Below are 21,661 nucleotides of genomic sequence, written 5' to 3'. Positions count from 1 at the left end.
ATATTTTCAGTTTTGAAAAATGCGTGAAGTTATGTAGGAGAAATGGAAAAGGGTGTATAATAAAAGAAAACTTAATAATATGAAATAACCTTTTAAGGAGAAGCACATGAAAAAAGATAAAACGAATGCGATGCGAATATTAGATAAAGAAAAAATTGAATATTCGATGATGTCATATGATCCAGACGATGGGAAAATTGATGGCGTGTCAGTAGCCGAGAAAATTGGACGAGAAGTAAGAGAAGTATATAAAACCTTAGTCGCTCAAGGGAATAGTAAAAATTATCATGTGTTTATCATTCCGGTAGATGAGGAACTGAATTTAAAAGCAGCGGCAAAAGCAGTTGGTGAAAAGAAAATTGAAATGATTCCAGTAAAAGATATTACGAAAGTGTCAGGGTATATTCGCGGCGGTTGTTCACCAGTCGGAATGAAGAAGTTATTTTCTACATGTATCGATGAAAGTGCTCAATCGCTTGAAACGATCATTGTAAGCGGCGGAAAAATTGGTATACAAATTGAGCTGAAAGTGGAAGATTTGGCGAAAGTAACGAGAGCGCAGTTTGGTGAGATAACGAAGTAAATATACATAGGGGAAGAAGTTCTAAATATTATGGAACTTCTTTTTATTTTAGATAGATGTTTCTTAACGGTTGTTGTAGGATGATCTAATTAATTATACGAATTATGTTTTTTACGGTATAAAACATCAAAAAAAAGATTTTTTAGTATAAAACACTTTAAAGGCGAACATTTTTATGATTAAATAAAATAATGTTCATATTTATATTGCGTCTACACTAATAGTTTGTTATATTATCCATATAATAATTTTGAATAACATCACTCGTATATACTCGGTAATATGGTCCGAGCGTTTCTACCTAGTTCCCAATGAAAGAACTGGACTACGGGTTAAAGTATTCGGTCGGTTTGTGTATGGAGCCGCTACCGTTCTATAATGTAGCATTGACCTCGTCTTTTGCTTCATTAACTTTGACTATCGTAGTTCTAGAAAGTAGAGATTCTTCTACAATTTCTAGAACTTTTTTCTTTGGGCGAAAACATCGAGTATATGAAACAACAAGAGAAAGAGGAGAGATTATTTATGAAGAACAATATGTTACAAAAATGTGCTGCCCTAGTAACTACTATTGCATTGTCATCCTCAATACTTGCGGGATGTAATGCGAGTCCAAAACAAGTTGTTGAGGCAAAAAGCAACGAAAAGCCTATCTTAATTCAAGGTCCAATGCCGATAGAAGCAGAAAAATTTGCGAAAAGGTTAAAAAATGTGAAAGAAGAAAAGTCTGGAACATTTGTATTTTATAAAGGAACTGTCGACAATTATCCTGTAATCGTTGCGAAAACAGGTAAAGGAATGGAAAATACAGCAGCCGCTACAGCAGTGGCTATTGAAAAATATAAGCCTATAGCGATTATTAACCAAGGAACATCGGGTGGCCATGATCCTAATTTAAACGTATTTGATATTGTGTTAGGAAAACAAGTTGCAAATATAGGTTCATTAAAAACCACAAATATGGATGAGAATCAAGGGATTGAGCCAACAAAATGGATATCTATGGATTTAATGGCTTCTGAAGGAAGTGCAGGAGAAGATCCAAATGCTGAGAAAATCCGATACTACGAGGGAGATAAGGATTTACTTGCAGCAGCTAATGCAGTGAAAGATACATATACAAAAGGTAAAGTGGTTGAGGGTACGATAGGTTCAGCAGACGTTTGGAATAATGAAGTTGATAGAATTAAGTGGTTCCATACAAAATACGGTACATCTGTAGAAGAAATGGAAGGCGCTGCTGCAGCGCAAATCGCAAAAGCTTATGACGTACCATTTTTAGGAATTAGAGTATTATCTAACAATAAAACAAACGGCGGAAAATACAATCCAAATACAGCAGCGGCAAATCAAGAATATGTATATGAAGTAGTTAAAAAGTATATAGCTTCGATGCCAAATAAATAGAAGTAGTTGTATGCTCAACATAAATGTCAATTAGCTCCAAAAGTTTCCGAGACAGATAGATTTACCTTAGGAATGATAGTTGAAAAAGAAAAGCTTGTTTCTTATTGAAAAATATAAGAAATGAGCTTTTTTATTTAGAAAAAATTGAGTAATTAGTTTATAGCGTTAATATATAACATTGAATATCGTAATAATATAATGGAGGTGAATGTAAAATGGCTTTTACTACAGGTCCTATTGAAAACTTGGGAAATCAACCTGCTAATGCAAATAGAGTTAGGGTGAAAATCCTTAACCGTACTGCTGGCCCGCTTACTGGAGTAGCTAGAGTTTTTAGACTTGACGGTTCAATAGTATTAATTGAACAGGTGAATTTCAATGTGAATTCTAATGCTTCTACTATTGAAACTCTAAGTTTAGTTCATCCTGCTTTTGGACAAGCATTAGAATATGAAGTTCAAATTGTTCCTAATCAACCTGGTGGACTATATAGTGTTTATGGAATAACAGCTGAAAGTGTTATCATTACTGCACAACGTGTTATCAATGCAGAATTAACACAGTTTCTTTAATAAAAATAGATTGGTGCCTACATGGTATCCAATCTATTTTTGTACTTATTTTTCAGAGAAAGAAGAGTTTTACACAAAAAATAAAGACAGTTATGGAAAAAGGAAGAGCCGAGCTATCATCTCGATTTGTACGATTGCTGTCCTAGACTCTATCTGTTTTATTGCACGGTTTTCTTTGAAAAATTTATTAAATATGCATAATTGCATAAAAAAATTGAAATTTATAAGTTAACATTAAACTACTTTTTAATTGTAAAGAATAGTTTAATAATCTTTACTAGGGAAGGATATTCCTTGTGAAAAGTGAATTTGTTTGAAAAGTAGATAAACCAAAAGTATGGAAATGATACAGACTGAATAGGGTTTTGTATTAAATAAAAAGAGAAGGGGAATGGAGTTTTAAACGTTTTCGTAGTTTTAGGGAGAACATTTTTAGTAAATGACTTCAAATTATATTTTAAAGGGGAAATGGGTATATGAAGTTTCGAAATACAAAGCTTGCTATGGTTACACTATCTTCATTCTTTATTTTAGGTTCTGCATCTCTATCATTCACAGATACTATACATGGTGAAGTAGCTTCTGTATCACCACAAGAGATGACTGTAAAAAGCTATGACGATACATATTATAATAATGCAATAGGAAAAACGGGTTTGGAACTAAAGAAGGAACTTCATAATATTATTGATGATCATACAAAGTTATCATACAGTGCGGTTTGGGAAGCGCTAAGAGATACGGATGAAGATCCAAATAATAAAAACAATGTAATACTCTTATATACTGGGCGTTCGCAAGGGAAACTTACGAATGGTTCAGGAGTTAATAACTGGAACCGAGAGCATGTTTGGGCAAAATCTCATGGTGATTTTGGAACGGCTGCAGGACCTGGAACAGATCTGCATCATTTAAGAGCGACGGATGTATCTGTAAATAGTTCACGTGGAAATCTGGATTTTGATAATGGTGGTGTGAATCATTTGGAAGCGACAGAATGTAAATATGATAGTGATTCTTGGGAACCTCGTGATAGCGTAAAAGGAGACATCGCTAGAATGCTGTTTTACATGGCTGTTCGTTACGAAGGGGATAGAGGTGAAATAGATTTGGAACTAAATGAAAAGGTGAATAACAATAAAGATCCGTACATGGGGAAACTCTCTGTATTACTAAAATGGAATGAACAAGATCCGGTCGATGATTTAGAGCGAAAGCGTAATGAAATAATTTTTACAAAATATCAACATAATCGCAATCCTTTTATTGATCATCCGGAATGGGTAAATAAAATTTGGAACTAAGATTTGTAAAGGTATTATATTTTGTAAGAAGGGATTGATCATAATGATCAATCCCTTCTTACATCTATACTAGAATCAATAATTTTCATAGGATTGGAGAGGAAAATAGAATAGATGTTTTTGTATCATCAAGTTAAGTATATTGTAAACCTTTTAGTACGGTCCCCACTCAATATTCACTCCAATAATAAGAAAAATAAGTCCAATGATAAACCAAATGAATGCAAGAGGAGCCATAAATCGAATCCATTTTCCGTAAGAAATGCCGCTAGCTGCGAGAACGCCCATTAAAACACCGGAAGTTGGATTTAAGCAGTTCACTACACCTTCGCCGAGCATAACAGCTTGTACTGTAACTTGGCGTGTAATGTGCATGAAATCAGCTAATGGAGCTAATATCGGAATGAAAATAACAGATTCTCCTGTCCCGGATGAAATGAGGAAATGTAATGCGGCACTACTTACATACATACCGATAACGCCAAATACAGGGCTATATCCTTCGAGAGACTGTGCGAGTTGATTAACAATTGTATCAAGTAATTTGCCTTGTTCTAGAATGACTGAAATAGAGCGAGCCATTCCGACGATCAAAGCACCGTATATGAGATTTTGGCAGCCTGCTAGAAAAGTAGAAGCGATATCGTTCGCTTTCATACCGCCTATTATTCCTGCTGTAATTGCGATGAAAATAAAAGTAGCGGTCATTTCTGCATCTGTCCAATGTAGTCGAAAAGCCCCTATTAAAAATACAATTAATGATAAAGCTGAGACGAGTAAAATTAATTTGTGACGTATTGTCCAAGGAACTTCAGTTTTCTCTATTTCTCTCTCTCTTGAAAGAGCATTACTTGGAAACCAGTTATCGCCGAGTATGCTTCCTTTATTCGATTTTTTTAAACGTTTTATATACCAATTAATATACAAAATGGTAGCAATTAAAAAAGAGATATAGATTGCTGTACGTAACCCAATCCCTGAAAACATCGGAAGTTCTGCGATTTTTTGTGAAATGCCTAAAGGTGAGGGAGATAATATAGTAGCATTAAAACCAGCATAAGTGCCTAAATAAATAATTGCTACGCCAACGATAGCGTCCCATTTCAATGTGCGTGCAACGATGATGCCGATGGGGATAAAGCCGATAACTGAGTTAACGATAATGCCAGTCGTTCCGAGAAGAGAAAAGAGTGCGGCGACAATACAAATGAAAAGTAATTGCTGATTCCGAAATTTGTTAATCACATGATAGATTAAACCGTCAAGAGCACCTGCTTTTTCAAGAATGGCAATGGCACCACCTGTAAATAAAATTAAGAAGATGATAGGAGCAGCAAGTGTCATTCCTTTTTCAATAGCGGTAAAAAAAGAAACAAACCCTACCGGTGATTGCGGAACAGAATGGTAACTTCCTGGTATTGTCGTTGTAACAGTCCCGTTTGTTACTCTTTTAAATTCTCCAGCAGGAACGAAATAAGTAGCTATGGCACAAAGTAAGGCAATAAAAAATAGTAGTACGTACGCGTCAGGCATTTTAAACTTTCGTTTACTAGGTTGTTTTTTTATCTCAGTTTGTAATTGCATAAAATCCCTCCTTTTTCACTTGGTTAATTTTTAATATTCTGAAATTTATCTGTGAAATAGATTATAATAAAGGTGGCTTCTTAAGGCAATAGTTTTTCTGTCCTTTCCTGCACATACAAATTATTGCAACATTAGACAGGGAAACGAAAATAATCCAAGAATATGTTAAATAGAAAGTAAAAGGAAAAGAGGGAAAAAGATGTGGAAAACTACGGATCTATGTGATGAGTTTGAAAAGGAGCTACAAATATGTCGCCAGTCTTTTCGATCTTTTGGGAAGAAAGAACAATTCCACGGGAAAATTGCAACGGTGAAAGTGAAGGATGATAATGTACTAGTGAAGGAAGGATTACAAACATTACCGGAAGGAACGGTATTAGTTGTTGATGGTGGAGCGTCTACGAATTGTGCGTTACTCGGTGATAATTTGGCAGCTATTGCAGAGGAAAGAAAGCTGGCAGGAATTATTGTAAATGGATATGTTCGTGATTCTAGTGAACTAAAGAATATTAATATTGGTATTTTAGCGTTAGGGACGATGCCAAATAGAAGTGTAAAAGAAGGGAAAGGAGAACGAAATATTTCATTGCAATTTGGACAAGTAGAATGGAAGCCAAATGATTATGTTTATGTGGATGAAGATGGCGTCATTATTAGTGAAAAAAGTTTGCGTCGTTAAAGGTTAGTAAGTTACTATTCTTAGAAAATAAATCCGATAAAGCATGGACAAAATTCTTTGTCAATAGTAAAATAATACAGAAATTTAAAATTAACAGAATGTATAGGTTTATCGTTTTACGATAACTTAAATGGAAGTAAGTCGTGCCTAAAAAAGTGAATGTTATCACAATGATACGTTCATGAACAAAATTATTTTTCCTATACAAATATAGCCGCGAATGATGCGGGTAGGAGGTGTTGCACAGTTTGTTCGACACTTATAAAAAAGAGTGTCAATTGCACGCCCTTGAAGGGTCTTTTTTTGTGTGAATAGTAGTAAGGGAGGAAATTTTGGGATGGCAATGTTGAAAAAATGGCTGCTTACGTCGTTAATGGCAGTTATACTTGTATTTGTTTCTTTTGCGAATACAGTACATATTACGTTTGCTGAAGGAAATACAGCAAAACTTGCAATTGTTGGTGAATCACAAAATGGCATTATGTTATGTCCGAAAGAAGAGCAAATTAAAGATGGGGAAACAGCTTTAAGTTTGCTGCAAAAAGTCATGGGGGACAAAGTAGAAGCTGAAACGATGTCGTTTGGAACGTATGTAAAAGGCATTGATGGGCTAATGGCCGGGGCTACAAGTGGTTGGCTGTATGATGTAAATGATAAATCTGCAGAAGTTGGAGCGGATAGTTATAAATTAAAATCTGGAGATGTTGTTGTTTTCCGTTTTGTTTCAGACTGGAGCAATATGAGTCAAGAAACATTACAACAAACATTAGATAAATTTGGTACTTGTAAAACGGTAGAAGAACCAAAAACAGATGATCCAAAACAAGAAAAACCAGAAGAACCAAAGACGGATGATCCAAAACAAGAGAAACCAGAAGAACCAAAGACGGATGATCCAAAACAAGAGAAACCAGAAGAGCCAAAAACAGATGATCCAAAACAGGAAAATCCAGATGGAACAAAAACACCAGAACAACCCAAGCAAGAGAACATTCAAGTTCCAGCAGCGCAAGTAAACGAAGCAATTTCTAAAACGTCTGAAAAGATGTTACAAGATGGAATAGAGAGTGATTGGGTAGCTCTAGGGCTTTCTCGTTCTGGAAAGAATGTACCAATTGAGGCGCAATTAAATTATGTTAAGGCAGTAACAGAAAAAGTGGAAAAGCGTATAAATCGTTTTTCAGCAACAGATTTAGCTAGAACGATTATTATGATGAATGCAATGAGTGCAGATCCTAAAAAGGTAGGCGGACATAACTTAGTTCAAAAATTGTATGAATCTGATAAAGTAAATTCTGTTACAGGTTATACATTTGCGTTACTTGCCTTTGATACGAATAAATATGAGATTCCAGTCGAAGCAAAGTGGAATCGAGTTGCTTTAGTAGATGCAATTTTAAACACGCAACATACAGATGGTGGCTGGACTTATACTAGTTCAGGTAGTAAAGATAGTGCTAGTAGCGTCGATGTAACAGGTATGGTTTTATCCGCGTTAGCACCTTATCAAGATCGATCAGATGTGAAACCAGCTGTACAAAAAGCTGTTGCGTATTTATATAACGAACAGCTAAAAAATGGTGGTTTTTCTGCTGATGGACAAGAAAATTCTAATAGTACTGCGCAAGCAATTATTGGATTATCACTTGTTAAAGATGTAGATCAAAATCGTCTTCATAAGGCAGTGCAAAGTCTGCTGTCATATCAACTTCCAAATGGTGAATTTAAATGGTTACCAAGTGATCAAAATGGTAACGGAATGGCTACAGAGCAAGCTCTTTTAGCGTTAGTTCAATTTAAAGAAATCGGAAAGTCTATTTATGACTGGTCTAATGTAGGCGATGATGAAGTAATTAAGCCGAAACCGATTGAAGAGCCAGAAAATAAGGTAATAGAAAAAGAAATTACTGAAGAACCGAAAGAACAAAAACAAATACAACAAGAAACAAAAGATGAAGATGTAAAAGTTGTTGTAGATAATAAACCAGTTAAAAATGAAAACATGCTACCGAAAACAGGAGCATCTTCTCATAGTACAGCAACAGAAGTAGGTATGGGTGTATTATGTATTGCTTCTGCATATGTATTATGGAGACGTAAAGCAGCTTAACAAAAATTAGGAGCAATGATTTGCTCCTAATTTTTATATGAAAGGTGAGAGAGAACATGAGTAAGATGAAGTGGTTCATTTCTTTAATGCTTTCACTCGGGCTACTTGCCGGATGTGAAGAGGCGGCTGTAAAGCCGGAGAAGAAAGCAGAGCCAAAGCAAGAAGAGGTAGCAAAACAAGAAGAACCGAAAGAAGAAGTGAAACCGGAAGAGAAACAAGCTGAGCCGGAACAGAAACAAGAACAAAAAGTAGCAGAGAAGCCGAAAGAGGAAAAGCCGCAGGAACAACCTGAAGTAAAGAAAGAAGAGAAACCTCAGGAGCAATCTGCTACTAAACAACCAGAACAACAAAAAGCAAACGAAGAGAAACAACAGCAACCGAAAGCACAGGAAGTAAAAGAAGAAGCAAAGGTTGTCAATCAGCCGAAAGAAACACCAAAGCAGGAGCAAAAGGTAGATCCGAATAAAGAGAATAAAACGATACCGACTCCGCCCGTACCAACTCCTGTACCACCAAAACCAGATCCAGTACCGGTACCTAAACCACAGGTAAAACAAGTTACTATCTCCGTAAAAGGACATGAAGGATACTTATTAGGTGCGACAAAGGTTGATGTACAAGAAGGCGATACTGTTTATAAAGTGTTGCAGCGTACAGGATTAGATGTTGATGCAAGTGGATCAAAAGATAGCATTTATGTAAAAGGTATTAATGATTTATATGAAAAAGATATTGCTGATACTAGTGGATGGAAATATCGTGTGAATGGTGCATTTCCGAACCGTAGTGCTGGTGTAGTTACAGTAAAACCAGGAGATACAATTGAGTGGGTATATGTATTAAAATAAGAAAGGCATTCGGTAAAGGACTATGAAAATAAGTTTTTCTTCTTTACATCCTTTTGTGAATTTTTTCTATTATATTGGGGTGATGATACTATGTATGATGTGTCTTCATCCTCTTTTTTTAATTGGAGCAATTTTACTAATCGTTATATTAAATGTGATGCAAGGGAATAGCGAAAAGATAAGAAAGATGTTACCGAGCACAATCGTATTCTTTTTTATGGTAATTTTATTTAATTCGTTATTAACGCATAGAGGTCGAACTACGTTATTTTGGTTAGGTGATAGCCGTATTAAGCTGGAGGCAATTATGTTTGGACTAGTAATGGGGTTATTACTAGTTGCGATTATGTTTACGTTTGCTTCGTATAATGATATTATTTCAAGTCATAAATTTTTATATTTGTTTTCGAGAATTTCACCGAAAGTTGCATTGTTAACGATGATTACAGTGAGATTTGTGCCTTTGTTTATTAGACGATTACAGAAAATAACACTCGTCCAAAAGACAAAAGGTGTGCAGGTAGATTCAGGTTCAATTGTTGAACGAGTGAAAAATGGCATGCAGTTACTGCAAGTATTATTAATTTGCTCGTTAGAAGATGCACTTCAAACGGCAGATTCTATGCAAGCTCGTGGATTTGGTGTAACGAAACGTACGACGTATATTCGGTATAGAATGGAAAAACGTGATTGGTATACGCTCAGTTATTTAATGATTTTATTTATAACTGCTATCATATGTAGTAAGTATGGCGGGGGAAAATTGATCATTTATCCGAAAGTCGAATCTATTCTATTCCAGCAATACGATGGAATGATGTTTGTAGCATTTACGCTGTTTATTAGTTTACCAATCATAATGGAAGGAAGGGAATGGATATGGTGGCGCATGCAGAAATAAACAATTTATCATTTGTATATGCTGATGAAAATGAAAAAGCGTTACAGCATATTTCTCTTTCTATTCAAAAAGGAGAGTTTATAGCGCTAGCTGGAGGATCCGGATCTGGGAAGACGACATTATTAAAACATTTTAAAAAGGAGTTACTTCCAATTGGCACGCGTTCGGGAGAGCTGTTTTATGAAGATGTATTATTAGAGGAAGTACCTGATTTATTATCTGCGCAAGAAATTGGGATGGTATTTCAAAACCCAGAAAATCAGCTCGTAATGGATACAGTGATTCAAGAATTAGCATTTTCTTTAGAAAATATCGGATTACCATCACATATTATTCAAAAACGAATAGCCGAGCTCATTAGCTTCTTAGGATTTCAAGATTTATTGCATCAATCTGTTCATACGTTATCTGGTGGGCAAAAACAACTTGTCAATTTAGCTGCGGTATTAGTTATGCAGCCGAAACTATTATTATTAGATGAACCGACAGCGCAATTAGATCCAATTGCTGCGAAAGAGTTTTTAGGATTGTTAAAACGTATTAATGAAGAACTTGGAATTACGATTATTTTAAGTGAACATCGTTTAGATGAAGTGATACCACTTGCAACACGCGTTGTTTGTATGGATAACGGCCGAATTGTTTATGATGGTAGTCCTAAAACAGTTATAGCGAAAATGTGGAAAGTAGAAAACTTCCGTCCATTTATTCCGCAAATTCCAAGGTTGTTTTTAGAATGGAATGCGAGAGATATTCCGTTTACAGTGCGAGAAGCACAAATGAAAATGAATGACTTTTCAGCGATATCATATGTGAATGAGCAGATGGTACAACGTGAAAAACAAGAAGTAATGTTAAGTGCAGAACATATTTCTTTTCAATATGAAAAAAATAGTCCGCTTATTTTACGAGATTTAACAGTTGCGATTGAAAAAGGAAAATGGGTAGCGCTCGTTGGGAAAAATGGTACTGGGAAGTCTACACTGTTAACGATTTTAGCAGGATTACAAAAAGCGAGAAGAGGGAAAGTAAAGTGGCATGGTAAAGTGATACATAAAATTGATTCGAAAGAACGATTTAAAAGGATCGGGTATGTATCACAGCATCCGTATTATCATTTTACATTTGATACAGTGTGGCAAGAAGTTTATGAACGTGCTCGTGAATTATATGGAGAACAAGGAAAAGAAATAGCAGAAGATATGTTGAAACAGTTTTGGTTACATTCGCTTAAAGAGCGCCATCCACATGATTGTAGCGGGGGAGAGCAACAACTACTTGCATTATGTACAACGTTATTATCAAAACCAACGCTATTACTACTTGATGAACCGACAAAGGGGTTAGACCCATGGAAGAAAGAAAGAGTAGGGGAGCTATTTAGGAAATTAAAAAAAGAAGGTACAACCATTGTAATGGCAACGCATGATATTGAGTTCGCAGCGAAATATGTTGATCAGTGCATGATGTTATTTGATGGAACAGTCATTATGAATGATGCACCGAAAGAATTTTTTAGCGGTAACTTCTTTTATACAACATCTATTAATCGATTCATTCGAAAAGAATTGCCATATGCATTAACGTGGGAGGATGTGTACGAAGCGTGTCCAAACGATATATTGCATTCATAATATGTATTTTTGCGTTTATAATAGGCACATTACTCTTTACTACACTCCTCATGGACGGCTATTACATGGTAAGTAGTTTGTTTTTATTAGCTGTTATTATGTTACCTTTCTATATCCGTTTTGAAAGGAAGGCGTTTGTTTCACGTGAAATTGTTCTCGTTGCCGTGTTAGCAGCAATTGCTGCGGTTAGCCGTGTACCATTTTCTATTTTACCGAGTGTACAACCAACTTCTTTTGTCATTATCGTTTCTGCAATCGTGTTTGGGAGTGAAACTGGTTTTATGATCGGGGCAACAGCGGCTATCGTATCGAACATTTTTTTAGGACAAGGTCCGTGGACGCCGTGGCAAATGTTTTCGTGGGGTATGATTGGTTTTATAGCTGGACTATTACGTAATACATTTTTCATGAAAAAGCTCTGGGGAAGACTCCTATACGGATTAATTGTTGGATTTTTATTTGGTTGGATTATGAACTTCTGGGGACTTCTCGGTTTTATACGAGAAGCAACGTGGGAGACCGTCATTGCGTACTATGTCGCGAGTTTTTACTTTGACTTAAGTCATGCGATTTCAAATGTTATTTTCCTACTACTATTTAGTACTTCATGGATTACGATTCTCACAAGGTTTAAAAAGAAATACGGTATATTAGATGAGCATAACATGACATAGAAAAGCATACTTATATAAGGTAGGGTCGCGACTTACATATTCGTTTGCCTCTTTCATGCTTCTTACATATTGTAAGGAGCATTTTTTATTGTCAAAAAATAGATCCAATATACATCCGTTAGTATATAAAATTATTTGTATAATAGTAGGTGAGAACTTTTTTCAAGAGGGAGGTGTATAGTTAATGAAGTTAGTTATTCCGAAGCAACATGGTGCATGGGCTATGCTTGTTATCCCATTTCTATTAAGTGTCATACTTGGGAAACCTACTTTTTATCATATTCCATTGTTTTTAGCTTGGTTCTGTATCTATTTAGCTACGTATCCATTTCTCATGTACATAAAACAAAAACGAAAAAAAGAGTTTTTACATGCAGCAATTGTATATTTTATTATTGCGTTCGTATTTGGGATGATTTCTCTATTATATGAATGGCGAGTTCTTTTATTCGTAGCAGCAATGATTCCATTATTTATAGTAAATATGTATTACGCTCGTCAAAAGAATGAAAGAGCACTGTTAAATGACATTTGCGCAATCATCGTTTTCTGTATAGGTGGTTTAGTTAGTTATTATTTTTCAATGAAACTTATAGATAAAACAGCATTATTTATTGCGCTTATTTCATTTTTATATTTTTTAGGAAGTACGTTTTATGTGAAAACGATGATTCGTGAGAAGAATAATCCGAAGTATCGTTTTATATCTTGGGGGTATCATATCGTGTTAACGGTCATCGTATTTGCTATCAATCCATGGTGCTCTCTTATTTTTATACCAAGTGTCATTCGAGCAATTATGTTGTATGGCAAAAAAATTTCTATCATAAAAGTAGGGATTTTAGAAATTGTTAATTCTGTATATTTTTTAATCATAACGGCAATAATTATGAAGTATGCCATTTGAAAAAACTTCCCACCTTATGATGGGAAGTTTTTTTCAATCTTGTTCTAAAATGTGAACCGTGTAATCGCAGCGTTGAATAGCTTGTTCGATCGCATAAAGAGATTGCTCAATACGAGCACGATTAAAATCTTTTTCGACAGTCTGTAATGCTTCTTCTAAACAATGTTTTGCTTCTTGTAATGATTGAAAAGAATCTTGTACATATCCGCGAGCATTTTCGTGCATTTCATAATCCTCCTTGCATATTCATATATGTATAGTATGAACAGGAAGAAAGAAAATATAATTTGTTGTATTTGTTTGACAATTGAAATGAAATTACGTATAGTAAGATTTAAGTGAATATTTTCTTATCCAGAGAGGTGGAGGGACTGGCCCGATGAAACCCAGCAACCGCGATGCAGGTGCTAATTCCAGCAGAACATATTTGTTCTGGGAGATAAGACGAAGATATATACGTAACTTCTTCTTATCGGAGAGGTTTTTTTGTTGCAAAAAAACCGATTACGAAAATTTATATTAAGAAGAAAGGGGTTGCGGATTACTGTGACACTCGAAAAATACGTAAAACTGCGTAGTACAGTTTATGAATATATGATAGAGCAAGATAAGCCAATATCATTGTTAGATATTCAAGAACATATCGTTTCGCATCATGAAGGAAAATTCACGAAAAAAATGTTACATCAATTTTATTTATCAAGACTATTAGATGAACTCAAACTGGATGGGAAAATTACATTAGCTGATGATGAATATCTCTATACTGAAAAAGGGGTATTTTATAAGGCGAGAAAAGGGAGCTAGTCTCTCTTTTTTTCTTGAAATAGCGAAGTATGTAGAGTAAAAGACTGCTAATGCAGCCTGATACAGGGAATGGTGTTGAGTGTGTAGTGTCAAAAATTGAATGTGCCTGAAAGAGGCAATTCATATCGGCTGCAAATGAAAAGAGACACCTCCGCCGAATAGGTGTCAGTCGTTTTGTCACGTAGACTCGCTACTTGACAGTTATTAGAATAACATGCAGGTTTTTTAAAGTCAAAAGGGAATTAAAGGAAGAGGTGCAAATATGTACGCTTACTTATTAAAAGATATAACGAAATGGATCCCAAAGTACATTATAGATAAGGGATATGAATATTATGAAGATGGACATGTAGAAGATGTTGAAATACAAGACAAGAAAGTAATTGCTTTCGTTACTGGAAATGCAGGAAATTATGAAGTGATTATTGATCTTGAAGATTTTACAGAAAGTAGCTGCGAGTGTCCTTATGAGAATCTTTGCAAGCATATGGCGGCAGTTGTTTATGATATTCAAGGTGCTGGTGAGCGTACGGTGAAAGAGAAACTGAAAGATTTAGACAAGGAAGAGTTACTTACCGTATTAAACCGTTTATTACAAAGTTCGAAAAACGTACAAATTGTAGAGAAGATGTTAAAGAAGGGGAAACTTTAACTATAGAGGGAGTTGTTTTGTAATGAACGTATTAATTATATACGCTCATCCTAATCCTTCCAGTTTTAATGAGGCGATTTTAGAGCATGTGCAAAAAGGACTACAGGGGACAAATCATTCTGTTACAGTACTTGATTTATATAAGGAACAATTTGATCCGGTGCTCGTATTTAATGAAGAGAAGAAAAGGCGTGATTTAGTAAATGAAGAAGAAACAGCTTGGTACAGAACGTTAGTGGCAGAAGCAGATACTCTTTTATTCATATATCCGATATGGTGGTGGGGGATGCCTGCTATTTTAAAAGGGTTTATTGATCGCATTTTCGTAGCTGGATTTGCTTATAAATATGAAGGTGCCTTGCCGAAGGGCTTATTGAAAGGAAAGAAGGCGTGGGTAATTAATACGTTAGATTCACCGTTATGGTACGTCGCCCTATTATATCGATCAGCAGATTGGATTATGATGAAGAGAGGTGTTTTACGTTTTTGCGGCATTCGCGATATAAAACGATCTGTTTTTCAATCTGTGAAAACGAGTAAACGAGAGAAGCGGGAAAAGTGGTTATTACAAATAGAAGAAAAGGCTCGTACATTATGAATGAAATTGCTCGTATTATAAATTGTTGTCAGTATGATAACGAACTTTTTCGTACCTATATTAATTGCTTAATCCAATTGAAGAAATATAGTGAAACGTTTCAACAAATGAAGATCCAATTAAGAAATGATTATTTAATAAGAGGGATTTGTGAAAGAGAAGTCGATGAGGTAGTAAGAGGAAGTAAAGAGTATGAAACGTATTTTCTCCCTAAAGCGTTACAGTGGAATTTCTTGAGGGAAAATCCATATCTGATTGAAAAGATATGTAAAGATTTTTTTGCATTTGAGGCATTAAACCTTACGGAGATAGAGTGGAAGATGATTATAAATTGCGTGGGAAATAAAGTGAAACTTTAATCAGTGGGGGTTTTGTTCTTCCCACTGATTATTAGCCTTCACCAATCGGGCATTTACAGGCAGTTGATTTCCCACCTAACCGCTTTGCTCTAGCTGGTATGGGTGTATGGGTGGGAGTTTACTGCCTGTTAATGCGGGGTAAATGATTTATTATGTAAAAAAGCTAGTATAAAACTAGCTTTTCGTTTAAATAAATAAGAAGCATAAACTAATGATAAATCCTGCATATAGTAAGTTCACAACGCAAAATCCCATAATATCACGAGCACCTAAACCAGCTATCGCTAACGCTGGTAATGCCCAGAAAGGTTGAATTAAATTCGTCCAAGCATCGCCCCACGCAATTGCTATTGCTGTTTTTGCAGCAGGTACACCAAGTTCAGCACCAGCTGGAATCATAATGGGTGCCTGTACAGCCCATTGACCGCCACCAGATGGAACAAAAATATTAACGATGCCAGCACTTAAAAAAGTAAAGAGCGGGAAAGTCGTTTCGTTTGAAATACTAATAAAGAAATTAGAAATAGCTCCTCCAAGAGAAAGACCTTCACTATTTACTCCAATCATCATACCCATAATTCCTGCGTAAAACGGAAACTGAAGTAGAATGCCAGAAGCACTTTTTGTAGAGTCTGAAAAAGCACGAATATATTGAATCGGAGTCCGGTGAAAAATAAGACCAGCAATTAATAACATAAAAATAACGATATCGAGTGTAAGGTTAAAACCTTTCGTATAAAAGTAATTGAAAATATAAATGAGACCTAATAACCCAACGCAAAGTGTAATAATGATGCTATTTTCCATTTTTTCAGCGAGTGTTTTTGGCTCTACTTCTATAGCAGCAGCTTCTTCATGAAATAAGCTAGGATCTACTGTTACCGTATGTTTTTCATCGGGATGCATTGCCCTGTTAATGAGTGGCATCGTAATGAGAAAGATAATAACTGGAACGAGAGCGTATGGTGAGAATAACGTTTCTGTTATTGGAATCGCTTCTTTAATACTTCCAGCTGTCGTTTTAATTAACGTTTCACCGCCCGTAGCTAACGTAAGAGGGATAGAAGCGGAAAGACCCGCATGCCAAATGAGAAATCCAGAGTAAGAAGAAGCAATTGCTAATCTGTAATCTAATCCTTCAAGTTGTCTTGCAACTTCTTTTGCATATAAAACAGATACAACAATACCAAATCCCCAGTTTATGTATGCACCAAGTAAACTTACAATTGAAATGGCAATAATACCTTGGCCATTCGTTTTCGGTAGCCTGGCAGCTTTCGTTAACCCCTTTTTAATAAGAGGAGCGTTCGCTAAAGCAGATCCAGTGACAAGTACTAGTGCCATTTGCATAGAAAAGGCGAGAAGTCCCCAAATGCCATTACCCCAATGATTAATCATTTCGACCGGTGTTTGGTGAGTTGCAAACATGCCGAAGAAGATAACAAAAACAGTTAATAAACATGATAAAATAAACGGTTCTGGCAAGAAACGTTGCACTAAGGCGACGCAACCATTTGTAAAGGAACGAAACAAAATAGATCAACCTCCTTATGTATGTTTCTTACAATGTTCGAGGTTGTTTGGAGGATAACCTTTAATAAAAAGAAAATTCTGATATTTATAGATTTTTGTTGTAATGGATTGATAGATTTAATTTATATTTCAAAACGTTTTTTCATTTTGATTTGAAATATTTTTAAGAGGGGAGTACTACATGCCTTTTAATATAAGAGGAACGAATGGAGCAAATGCTTATTTCTACCTGTAAAAAAATGAATGAACTTATAGGAGCATTGTAATGAATATAAAAGAGAGGTGAAAGGATTGGTAAGGAGAAATTTGAATGTATTTACTAAAATATCCTCTTTGATAGCGATTGCTACGATTATTATCTTACCAATTTATTAAGTAGTGTAGACGATAGTGGGAATTATATGATAAGAATGTTAGTATTACTCACATTCTATCTTTCTATATTTAGTGTACCTGTAAGCATTCTTTCAATGTTCAGCACAGAGAAATTAAGTAAAAGAATTTTCGCTTTAGTTGTAAATGTATTACCTATAAGTCTTATCATTTATGCTTTGATTATGAAATTTATAGATGAATTTGTCAGACTAGTACCTTAGTTAAAAAGGGTTCTGCAACACCTCATTGACGGCATGTTTTAAATCCTCGGCCGATAATTGCTGAATATGTAACATAAACCCTGCGCCAAGTTCGTGTACTCGTTCAGCGATTGTATGCTGATCATTTATTAAAGGGAGCATAACTAGAAGAACTTCAAAATAAAGTGATTCACTTATGCTGTTTATCCCACAATGGCTAATATTGTGCGCCTGTTTGTTTCAAAATCATTTGCTGAATACTAGACACTATTATCTCCAAGTTCTATTAAATTGTGCACTAATCTTAACGTTGGATTTAAGTGTCACATGAAGTGATTTGTTTTTATCGTTGTGGGGGACACCAAAAGCTCAGGGTGATGGGCATATGGTTCTATTCCATCATCAATCTAGCAAAAAAATGTTTTTCCTCCAATATGTAATATTGCATATAAAAATGAATTGATGCAAATGTAAAAGCTTATTATAATGAAGACATAAATATTCAACACATCTTTAATACAACAAAGAGGAGGAAGTAATATGGAAATCGCAATGGCAGTTTTGAAATTTTTAGGTGGGGTAATTCCGTTAGTTCAAGAACTTTTAAAAGCATTTATGTAAGTTTATTAATTAGCAATCATTATCATATTTAATATAAAAAAAGAACGAGGTGATTTTTCTGAAAATTAAGAAAAGTAATAAAAAAATAAAATTCCTAGCATGTGTATTAGTTAGTTTATGCACTATTCATTATTCATCTATTTCTTTCGCGGAAACGCAAACAGGTAATGCAACTGATGCAACAAAAAATGCTAGTGACATTAATAATGGTATAGCAAATTTAAAGTATGATAGTAGAGATATTTTAGCAGTAAATGGTGATAAAGTAGAGAGTTTTGTTCCGAAAGAAAGTATCAATTCAAATGGTAAATTTGTAGTAGTTGAGCGTGAAAAAAAATCACTTACAACGTCACCGGTCGATATTTCGATTATTGATTCTGTAGCTAATCGTACGTATCCAGGAGCAGTACAACTTGCAAATAAAGCTTTTGCCGATAATCAACCTAGTTTATTAGTGGCTAAGAGAAAACCTATAAATATTAGTATAGACTTACCTGGAATGAGAAAAGAAAATACGATATCTGTCCAAAATCCGACATATGGTAATGTGTCTGGAGCAGTAGATGATTTAGTATCTACTTGGAATGAGAAGTATGCATCAACACATTCGTTACCTGCAAGAATGCAGTATACAGAATCTATGGTATATAGTAAATCACAAATCGCAAGTGCTCTTAATGTCAACGCTAAATATCTTGATAACAGTCTAAACATTGACTTTAATGCCGTTGCAAATGGAGAGAAAAAAGTGATGGTTGCGGCATATAAGCAAATATTTTATACCGTAAGTGCTGAACTACCTAACAATCCATCTGATCTTTTTGATAATAGTGTTACTTTCGGTGAGTTAACTCGTAAAGGGATAAGTAATGCGGCTCCGCCTGTTATGGTGTCAAATGTAGCCTATGGCAGAACCATTTATGTGAAATTAGAAACAACATCTAAGAGCAAAGATGTACAAGCTGCTTTTAAAGCGTTACTTAAAAATAACAGCGTCGAAACGAGTGGACAGTACAAAGATATTTTTGAAGAAAGTACCTTTACCGCTGTAGTATTAGGCGGAGATGCAAAAGAGCATAACAAGGTTGTTACAAAAGATTTTAATGAAATCCGAAATATCATTAAAGATAATGCAGAGTTAAGTAAAAAAAATCCAGCATACCCAATATCATATACGAGCACTTTCTTAAAAGATAATGCAACTGCTGCTGTTCATAACAATACAGATTATGTTGAGACTACAACTACAGAATATTCAAGTGCGAAAATGACGCTTGATCATTACGGTGCATATGTTGCTCAATTTGATGTATCTTGGGATGAATTCTCATATGATCAAAATGGGAAAGAAGTACTAACACATAAAACTTGGGAAGGAAGCGGCAGAGATAAAACTGCTCACTTCTCTACAGTTATACCACTTCCACCGAATTCAAAAAATGTAAAAGTCGTAGCGAGAGAATGTACAGGTCTTGCATGGGAATGGTGGAGAACAATTATTAATGAACAAAATGTTCCATTAACAAATGAAATAAAGGTTTCAATTGGAGGAACGACATTATACCCAACTGCTAATATTAGTCATTAGGTTGGAGCAAAGCGCCCTGTGTACAGGGCGCTTTTTTACTTGTTTGAAAGTATATCGGTGTTTTTAGATGTATCATAATCAATTCGCAAATCTTGTAATCATATTTTTAAATGGATGTATCAATGTTTTTAATGATTGCATTCTCCATTATTAAATCCCCATAAATGTAGCCTATCTTAGGTTGATAGTGATGCATGGTGCCTCCATGTATATAAATGCATTTTGTCGAAATTATTAAAAAGGGGAATTTTTCTATTTGAAGAACTAATAATTGATTGTCAATATGTATTAGAAATCTCAATCTAAACTAAAGGAGAACAAAATGGGACAAAACAATAAGGGCTTTTCTGAAACAGGATTGCGCAAAATGCGCAATGTATTGGCGCGGCATGTCGATTCTGGAAAGATTCCTGGGCTCGTCGCCTTAGTCAGCCGAAACGGCGAGACGCACGTCGAAGCGCTTGGAACAATGAGGCATGATGGCGGTGCACCAATGCGTCGGGACACGATTTTTCGATTGGCGTCCACTAGCAAGCCAATCGCAGTTTCACCAGTAATGGTTTTGCTCGATGAGTGCAAACTGCATTTAGACGACCCAGTAGACAAATGGCTACCGGAACTCGCCGACCGGCAAGTGTTGAAACAGCCCGATGGCCCGTTAGAAGAGACCGTCCCAGCACGGCGTCCTATCACTGTACGAGACTTGTTGACCTCCACATTCGGGCTCGGAGTGGATCTCACGTTGATGGGTTCTCCCATCATGAACGCGTTCTTCGAGAGTGGGATATTCGACACGCCAGGGCAGGATATGCCCGATCCAGATGAGTTTATGCGTCGCCTAGGTGCACTTCCGCTAAGCTATCAGCCCGGAGAGCGGTGGCAGTATCATATCAGTTTAGAAGTAATCGGCGTTCTTGTTGCCAGGGTCACGGGTCAGACGTTCGGGTCGTTCTTGCGCGAACGCATATTCGATCCGCTAGGAATGAAGGACACTGGATTCTACGTACCTCAGCTCAAGATTGACCGGCTTCCACCAGCCTTCAACCCCGATCCGCAGACAGGTGAATTCGTCGTGTGGGATGAAGGTGTGGGCGGACGTTACAGCAAACCTCCAGCATTCCAAGCAGGCGGTGGAGGACTGCTTGGAACCGTCGATGATTATCACGCGTATTTGCAGATGCTTTTGAATAAAGGGATGTACGGTACTAAACGGATCCTGTCTAGGCCCGCAGTCCAGCTGATGACCACCAACCGTCTTACTCCTGAACAACAAGTATACCGAGACGATTTGGCCAAAAATAACATCCATTTGTCGTTCGGACAAGGGATCCAAGGTGGCTGGGGCTTTGGGATGGCGGTGCGTACCTATCTTGGAGACTACGCGTCTATCGGTCAATTCGGCTGGGATGGCGGAACCGGCACTTCAGCTTACGCTGATCCAGATAAACAGTTTATTGGAATTCTGTTCACACAGGTTGGGATGTCCACTCCAGCCCCATCGCATCTTATCCAAGACTTCTGGACCACGGCCTACCAAGCGATCGAAGATTAGGGTATCGTTTAAAGGAAAACGCCAAGACGGATAGATAATCATAGGCCTGATGGCCACGATCAACACCATGGTTAAAAGTTATGATAGGACGGTGTTGGAAGTACTGCGGTAACAGTTGAGCATTATTAGTAATAGCACAACAAAAAATCCTCTTGGATGCAAGAGGATTTTTT

General features: G+C 36.1%; 21 protein-coding genes and 2 riboswitches. Of the genes, 17 read left to right on the top strand and 4 right to left on the bottom strand.

Going from position 1 to position 21,661, the window contains the following annotated elements; genetic code table 11:
- Positions 1–106: 106 nt before the first annotated feature.
- The 4 genes from ybaK (at position 107) to DPQ31_RS16305 (ending at position 3,866) form a co-directional block, all read left to right on the top strand.
- Complete coding sequence (gene ybaK, locus DPQ31_RS16320) at positions 107–583, top strand: Cys-tRNA(Pro) deacylase (RefSeq protein ID WP_208730721.1); 477 nt, start codon at positions 107–109, stop codon at positions 581–583.
- A 244-nt stretch (positions 584–827) separates the two neighbouring features.
- Positions 828–931: riboswitch (purine riboswitch) on the top strand.
- A gap of 177 nt (positions 932–1,108) precedes the next feature.
- Positions 1,109–1,990 (top strand): 5'-methylthioadenosine/S-adenosylhomocysteine nucleosidase, encoded by an 882-nt coding sequence (locus tag DPQ31_RS16315; RefSeq protein WP_199631706.1) that lies wholly within the window; start codon positions 1,109–1,111, stop codon positions 1,988–1,990.
- A gap of 215 nt (positions 1,991–2,205) precedes the next feature.
- Positions 2,206–2,562, top strand: a complete 357-nt coding sequence (locus tag DPQ31_RS16310) for an ATPase (protein WP_097959882.1) — start codon at positions 2,206–2,208, stop codon at positions 2,560–2,562.
- A 476-nt stretch (positions 2,563–3,038) separates the two neighbouring features.
- A complete protein-coding gene (locus tag DPQ31_RS16305; RefSeq protein ID WP_208730720.1) occupies positions 3,039–3,866 on the top strand; it encodes an endonuclease I family protein in 828 nt (275 codons plus the stop codon).
- A gap of 153 nt (positions 3,867–4,019) precedes the next feature.
- Here DPQ31_RS16305 and DPQ31_RS16300 read toward each other — a convergent pair whose 3' ends face one another.
- Positions 4,020–5,450 carry a YfcC family protein gene (locus DPQ31_RS16300; protein ID WP_208730719.1) on the bottom strand — a complete coding sequence of 477 codons (1,431 nt, stop codon included), beginning with the start codon at positions 5,448–5,450 and terminating at the stop codon, positions 4,020–4,022.
- Positions 5,451–5,649: 199 nt separating this feature from the next.
- Between DPQ31_RS16300 and rraA the strand changes: the two genes are divergently transcribed.
- The 7 genes from rraA (at position 5,650) to DPQ31_RS16265 (ending at position 13,203) form a co-directional block, all read left to right on the top strand.
- Positions 5,650–6,129 (top strand): ribonuclease E activity regulator RraA, encoded by a 480-nt coding sequence (rraA, locus tag DPQ31_RS16295; RefSeq protein WP_000266041.1) that lies wholly within the window; start codon positions 5,650–5,652, stop codon positions 6,127–6,129.
- 337 nt (positions 6,130–6,466) lie between these two features.
- Positions 6,467–8,239: a DUF4430 domain-containing protein gene (locus tag DPQ31_RS16290; protein ID WP_001241040.1), complete on the top strand. Its 1,773-nt coding sequence runs from the start codon at positions 6,467–6,469 to the stop codon at positions 8,237–8,239.
- 56 nt (positions 8,240–8,295) lie between these two features.
- Positions 8,296–9,087, top strand: a complete 792-nt coding sequence (locus tag DPQ31_RS16285) for a DUF4430 domain-containing protein (protein WP_208730718.1) — start codon at positions 8,296–8,298, stop codon at positions 9,085–9,087.
- Between the two features lie 22 nt (positions 9,088–9,109).
- Entirely contained in the window at positions 9,110–9,988 is an 879-nt protein-coding gene (locus DPQ31_RS16280) for an energy-coupling factor transporter transmembrane component T (RefSeq protein ID WP_087968969.1), read from the top strand.
- On the top strand, positions 9,961–11,622 hold the full coding sequence (locus DPQ31_RS16275) for an ABC transporter ATP-binding protein (protein ID WP_208730717.1): 1,662 nt from the start codon (positions 9,961–9,963) through the stop codon (positions 11,620–11,622). The genes DPQ31_RS16280 and DPQ31_RS16275 overlap by 28 nt, the downstream gene beginning before the upstream one ends.
- A complete protein-coding gene (locus DPQ31_RS16270; protein WP_002093568.1) occupies positions 11,595–12,296 on the top strand; it encodes an ECF transporter S component in 702 nt (233 codons plus the stop codon). Before DPQ31_RS16275 ends, DPQ31_RS16270 begins: the two co-directional genes overlap by 28 nt.
- Before the next feature lie 184 nt (positions 12,297–12,480).
- Complete coding sequence (locus DPQ31_RS16265) at positions 12,481–13,203, top strand: YwiC-like family protein (RefSeq protein WP_208730716.1); 723 nt, start codon at positions 12,481–12,483, stop codon at positions 13,201–13,203.
- Between the two features lie 33 nt (positions 13,204–13,236).
- Here the strand turns inward: DPQ31_RS16265 and DPQ31_RS16260 are convergent, their stop codons facing one another.
- Complete coding sequence (locus tag DPQ31_RS16260) at positions 13,237–13,428, bottom strand: hypothetical protein (RefSeq protein ID WP_000545000.1); 192 nt, start codon at positions 13,426–13,428, stop codon at positions 13,237–13,239.
- 122 nt (positions 13,429–13,550) lie between these two features.
- Positions 13,551–13,649: riboswitch (SAM riboswitch) on the top strand.
- 40 nt (positions 13,650–13,689) lie between these two features.
- Here DPQ31_RS16260 and DPQ31_RS16255 point away from each other — a divergent pair.
- The 4 genes from DPQ31_RS16255 (at position 13,690) to DPQ31_RS16240 (ending at position 15,619) form a co-directional block, all read left to right on the top strand.
- Positions 13,690–14,010, top strand: coding sequence for a hypothetical protein (locus DPQ31_RS16255; RefSeq protein WP_073990648.1), 321 nt, complete (start codon positions 13,690–13,692; stop codon positions 14,008–14,010).
- Positions 14,011–14,272: 262 nt separating this feature from the next.
- A complete protein-coding gene (locus DPQ31_RS16250; protein ID WP_000271514.1) occupies positions 14,273–14,662 on the top strand; it encodes an SWIM zinc finger family protein in 390 nt (129 codons plus the stop codon).
- Positions 14,663–14,684: 22 nt separating this feature from the next.
- Positions 14,685–15,260, top strand: coding sequence for an NAD(P)H-dependent oxidoreductase (locus DPQ31_RS16245; RefSeq protein ID WP_001101577.1), 576 nt, complete (start codon positions 14,685–14,687; stop codon positions 15,258–15,260).
- A complete protein-coding gene (locus tag DPQ31_RS16240) occupies positions 15,257–15,619 on the top strand; it encodes a group-specific protein (protein WP_208730715.1) in 363 nt (120 codons plus the stop codon). Before DPQ31_RS16245 ends, DPQ31_RS16240 begins: the two co-directional genes overlap by 4 nt.
- Before the next feature lie 186 nt (positions 15,620–15,805).
- On the opposite strand, the gene DPQ31_RS16235 is transcribed toward DPQ31_RS16240, so the two are convergent.
- Positions 15,806–17,152 (bottom strand): short-chain fatty acid transporter, encoded by a 1,347-nt coding sequence (locus tag DPQ31_RS16235; protein ID WP_208730714.1) that lies wholly within the window; start codon positions 17,150–17,152, stop codon positions 15,806–15,808.
- Between the two features lie 596 nt (positions 17,153–17,748).
- A complete protein-coding gene (locus DPQ31_RS16230; protein WP_255253933.1) occupies positions 17,749–17,949 on the bottom strand; it encodes a glycosyltransferase in 201 nt (66 codons plus the stop codon).
- Between the two features lie 448 nt (positions 17,950–18,397).
- Here DPQ31_RS16230 and DPQ31_RS16225 point away from each other — a divergent pair, with 448 nt between their 5' ends.
- Both DPQ31_RS16225 and DPQ31_RS16220 read left to right on the top strand, forming a co-directional pair.
- Positions 18,398–19,936, top strand: a complete 1,539-nt coding sequence (locus DPQ31_RS16225; RefSeq protein WP_208730713.1) for a thiol-activated cytolysin family protein — start codon at positions 18,398–18,400, stop codon at positions 19,934–19,936.
- Between the two features lie 322 nt (positions 19,937–20,258).
- Positions 20,259–21,488 (top strand): serine hydrolase domain-containing protein, encoded by a 1,230-nt coding sequence (locus DPQ31_RS16220; protein WP_208730712.1) that lies wholly within the window; start codon positions 20,259–20,261, stop codon positions 21,486–21,488.
- Positions 21,489–21,661 lie beyond the last annotated feature (173 nt).

Source organism: Bacillus sp. COPE52 (genome assembly GCF_003355115.1).
Taxonomy (GTDB): Bacteria; Bacillota; Bacilli; order Bacillales; family Bacillaceae_G; genus Bacillus_A; species Bacillus_A toyonensis.
This window is presented reverse-complemented; position numbering and strand designations above follow the sequence as displayed.

Bases quoted from the DNA above. Each gene is read 5' to 3' on its own strand.
- ybaK (WP_208730721.1), top strand. From the start codon at position 107: ATGAAAAAAGATAAAACGAATGCGATGCGAATATTAGATAAAGAAAAA.
- DPQ31_RS16315 (WP_199631706.1), top strand. From the start codon at position 1,109: ATGAAGAACAATATGTTACAAAAATGTGCTGCCCTAGTAACTACTATT.
- DPQ31_RS16310 (WP_097959882.1), top strand. From the start codon at position 2,206: ATGGCTTTTACTACAGGTCCTATTGAAAACTTGGGAAATCAACCTGCT.
- DPQ31_RS16305 (WP_208730720.1), top strand. From the start codon at position 3,039: ATGAAGTTTCGAAATACAAAGCTTGCTATGGTTACACTATCTTCATTC.
- DPQ31_RS16300 (WP_208730719.1), bottom strand. From the start codon at position 5,450: ATGCAATTACAAACTGAGATAAAAAAACAACCTAGTAAACGAAAGTTT.
- rraA (WP_000266041.1), top strand. From the start codon at position 5,650: ATGTGGAAAACTACGGATCTATGTGATGAGTTTGAAAAGGAGCTACAA.
- DPQ31_RS16290 (WP_001241040.1), top strand. From the start codon at position 6,467: ATGGCAATGTTGAAAAAATGGCTGCTTACGTCGTTAATGGCAGTTATA.
- DPQ31_RS16285 (WP_208730718.1), top strand. From the start codon at position 8,296: ATGAGTAAGATGAAGTGGTTCATTTCTTTAATGCTTTCACTCGGGCTA.
- DPQ31_RS16280 (WP_087968969.1), top strand. From the start codon at position 9,110: ATGAAAATAAGTTTTTCTTCTTTACATCCTTTTGTGAATTTTTTCTAT.
- DPQ31_RS16275 (WP_208730717.1), top strand. From the start codon at position 9,961: ATGGATATGGTGGCGCATGCAGAAATAAACAATTTATCATTTGTATAT.
- DPQ31_RS16265 (WP_208730716.1), top strand. From the start codon at position 12,481: ATGAAGTTAGTTATTCCGAAGCAACATGGTGCATGGGCTATGCTTGTT.
- DPQ31_RS16260 (WP_000545000.1), bottom strand. From the start codon at position 13,428: ATGCACGAAAATGCTCGCGGATATGTACAAGATTCTTTTCAATCATTA.
- DPQ31_RS16250 (WP_000271514.1), top strand. From the start codon at position 14,273: ATGTACGCTTACTTATTAAAAGATATAACGAAATGGATCCCAAAGTAC.
- DPQ31_RS16245 (WP_001101577.1), top strand. From the start codon at position 14,685: ATGAACGTATTAATTATATACGCTCATCCTAATCCTTCCAGTTTTAAT.
- DPQ31_RS16240 (WP_208730715.1), top strand. From the start codon at position 15,257: ATGAATGAAATTGCTCGTATTATAAATTGTTGTCAGTATGATAACGAA.
- DPQ31_RS16220 (WP_208730712.1), top strand. From the start codon at position 20,259: ATGGGACAAAACAATAAGGGCTTTTCTGAAACAGGATTGCGCAAAATG.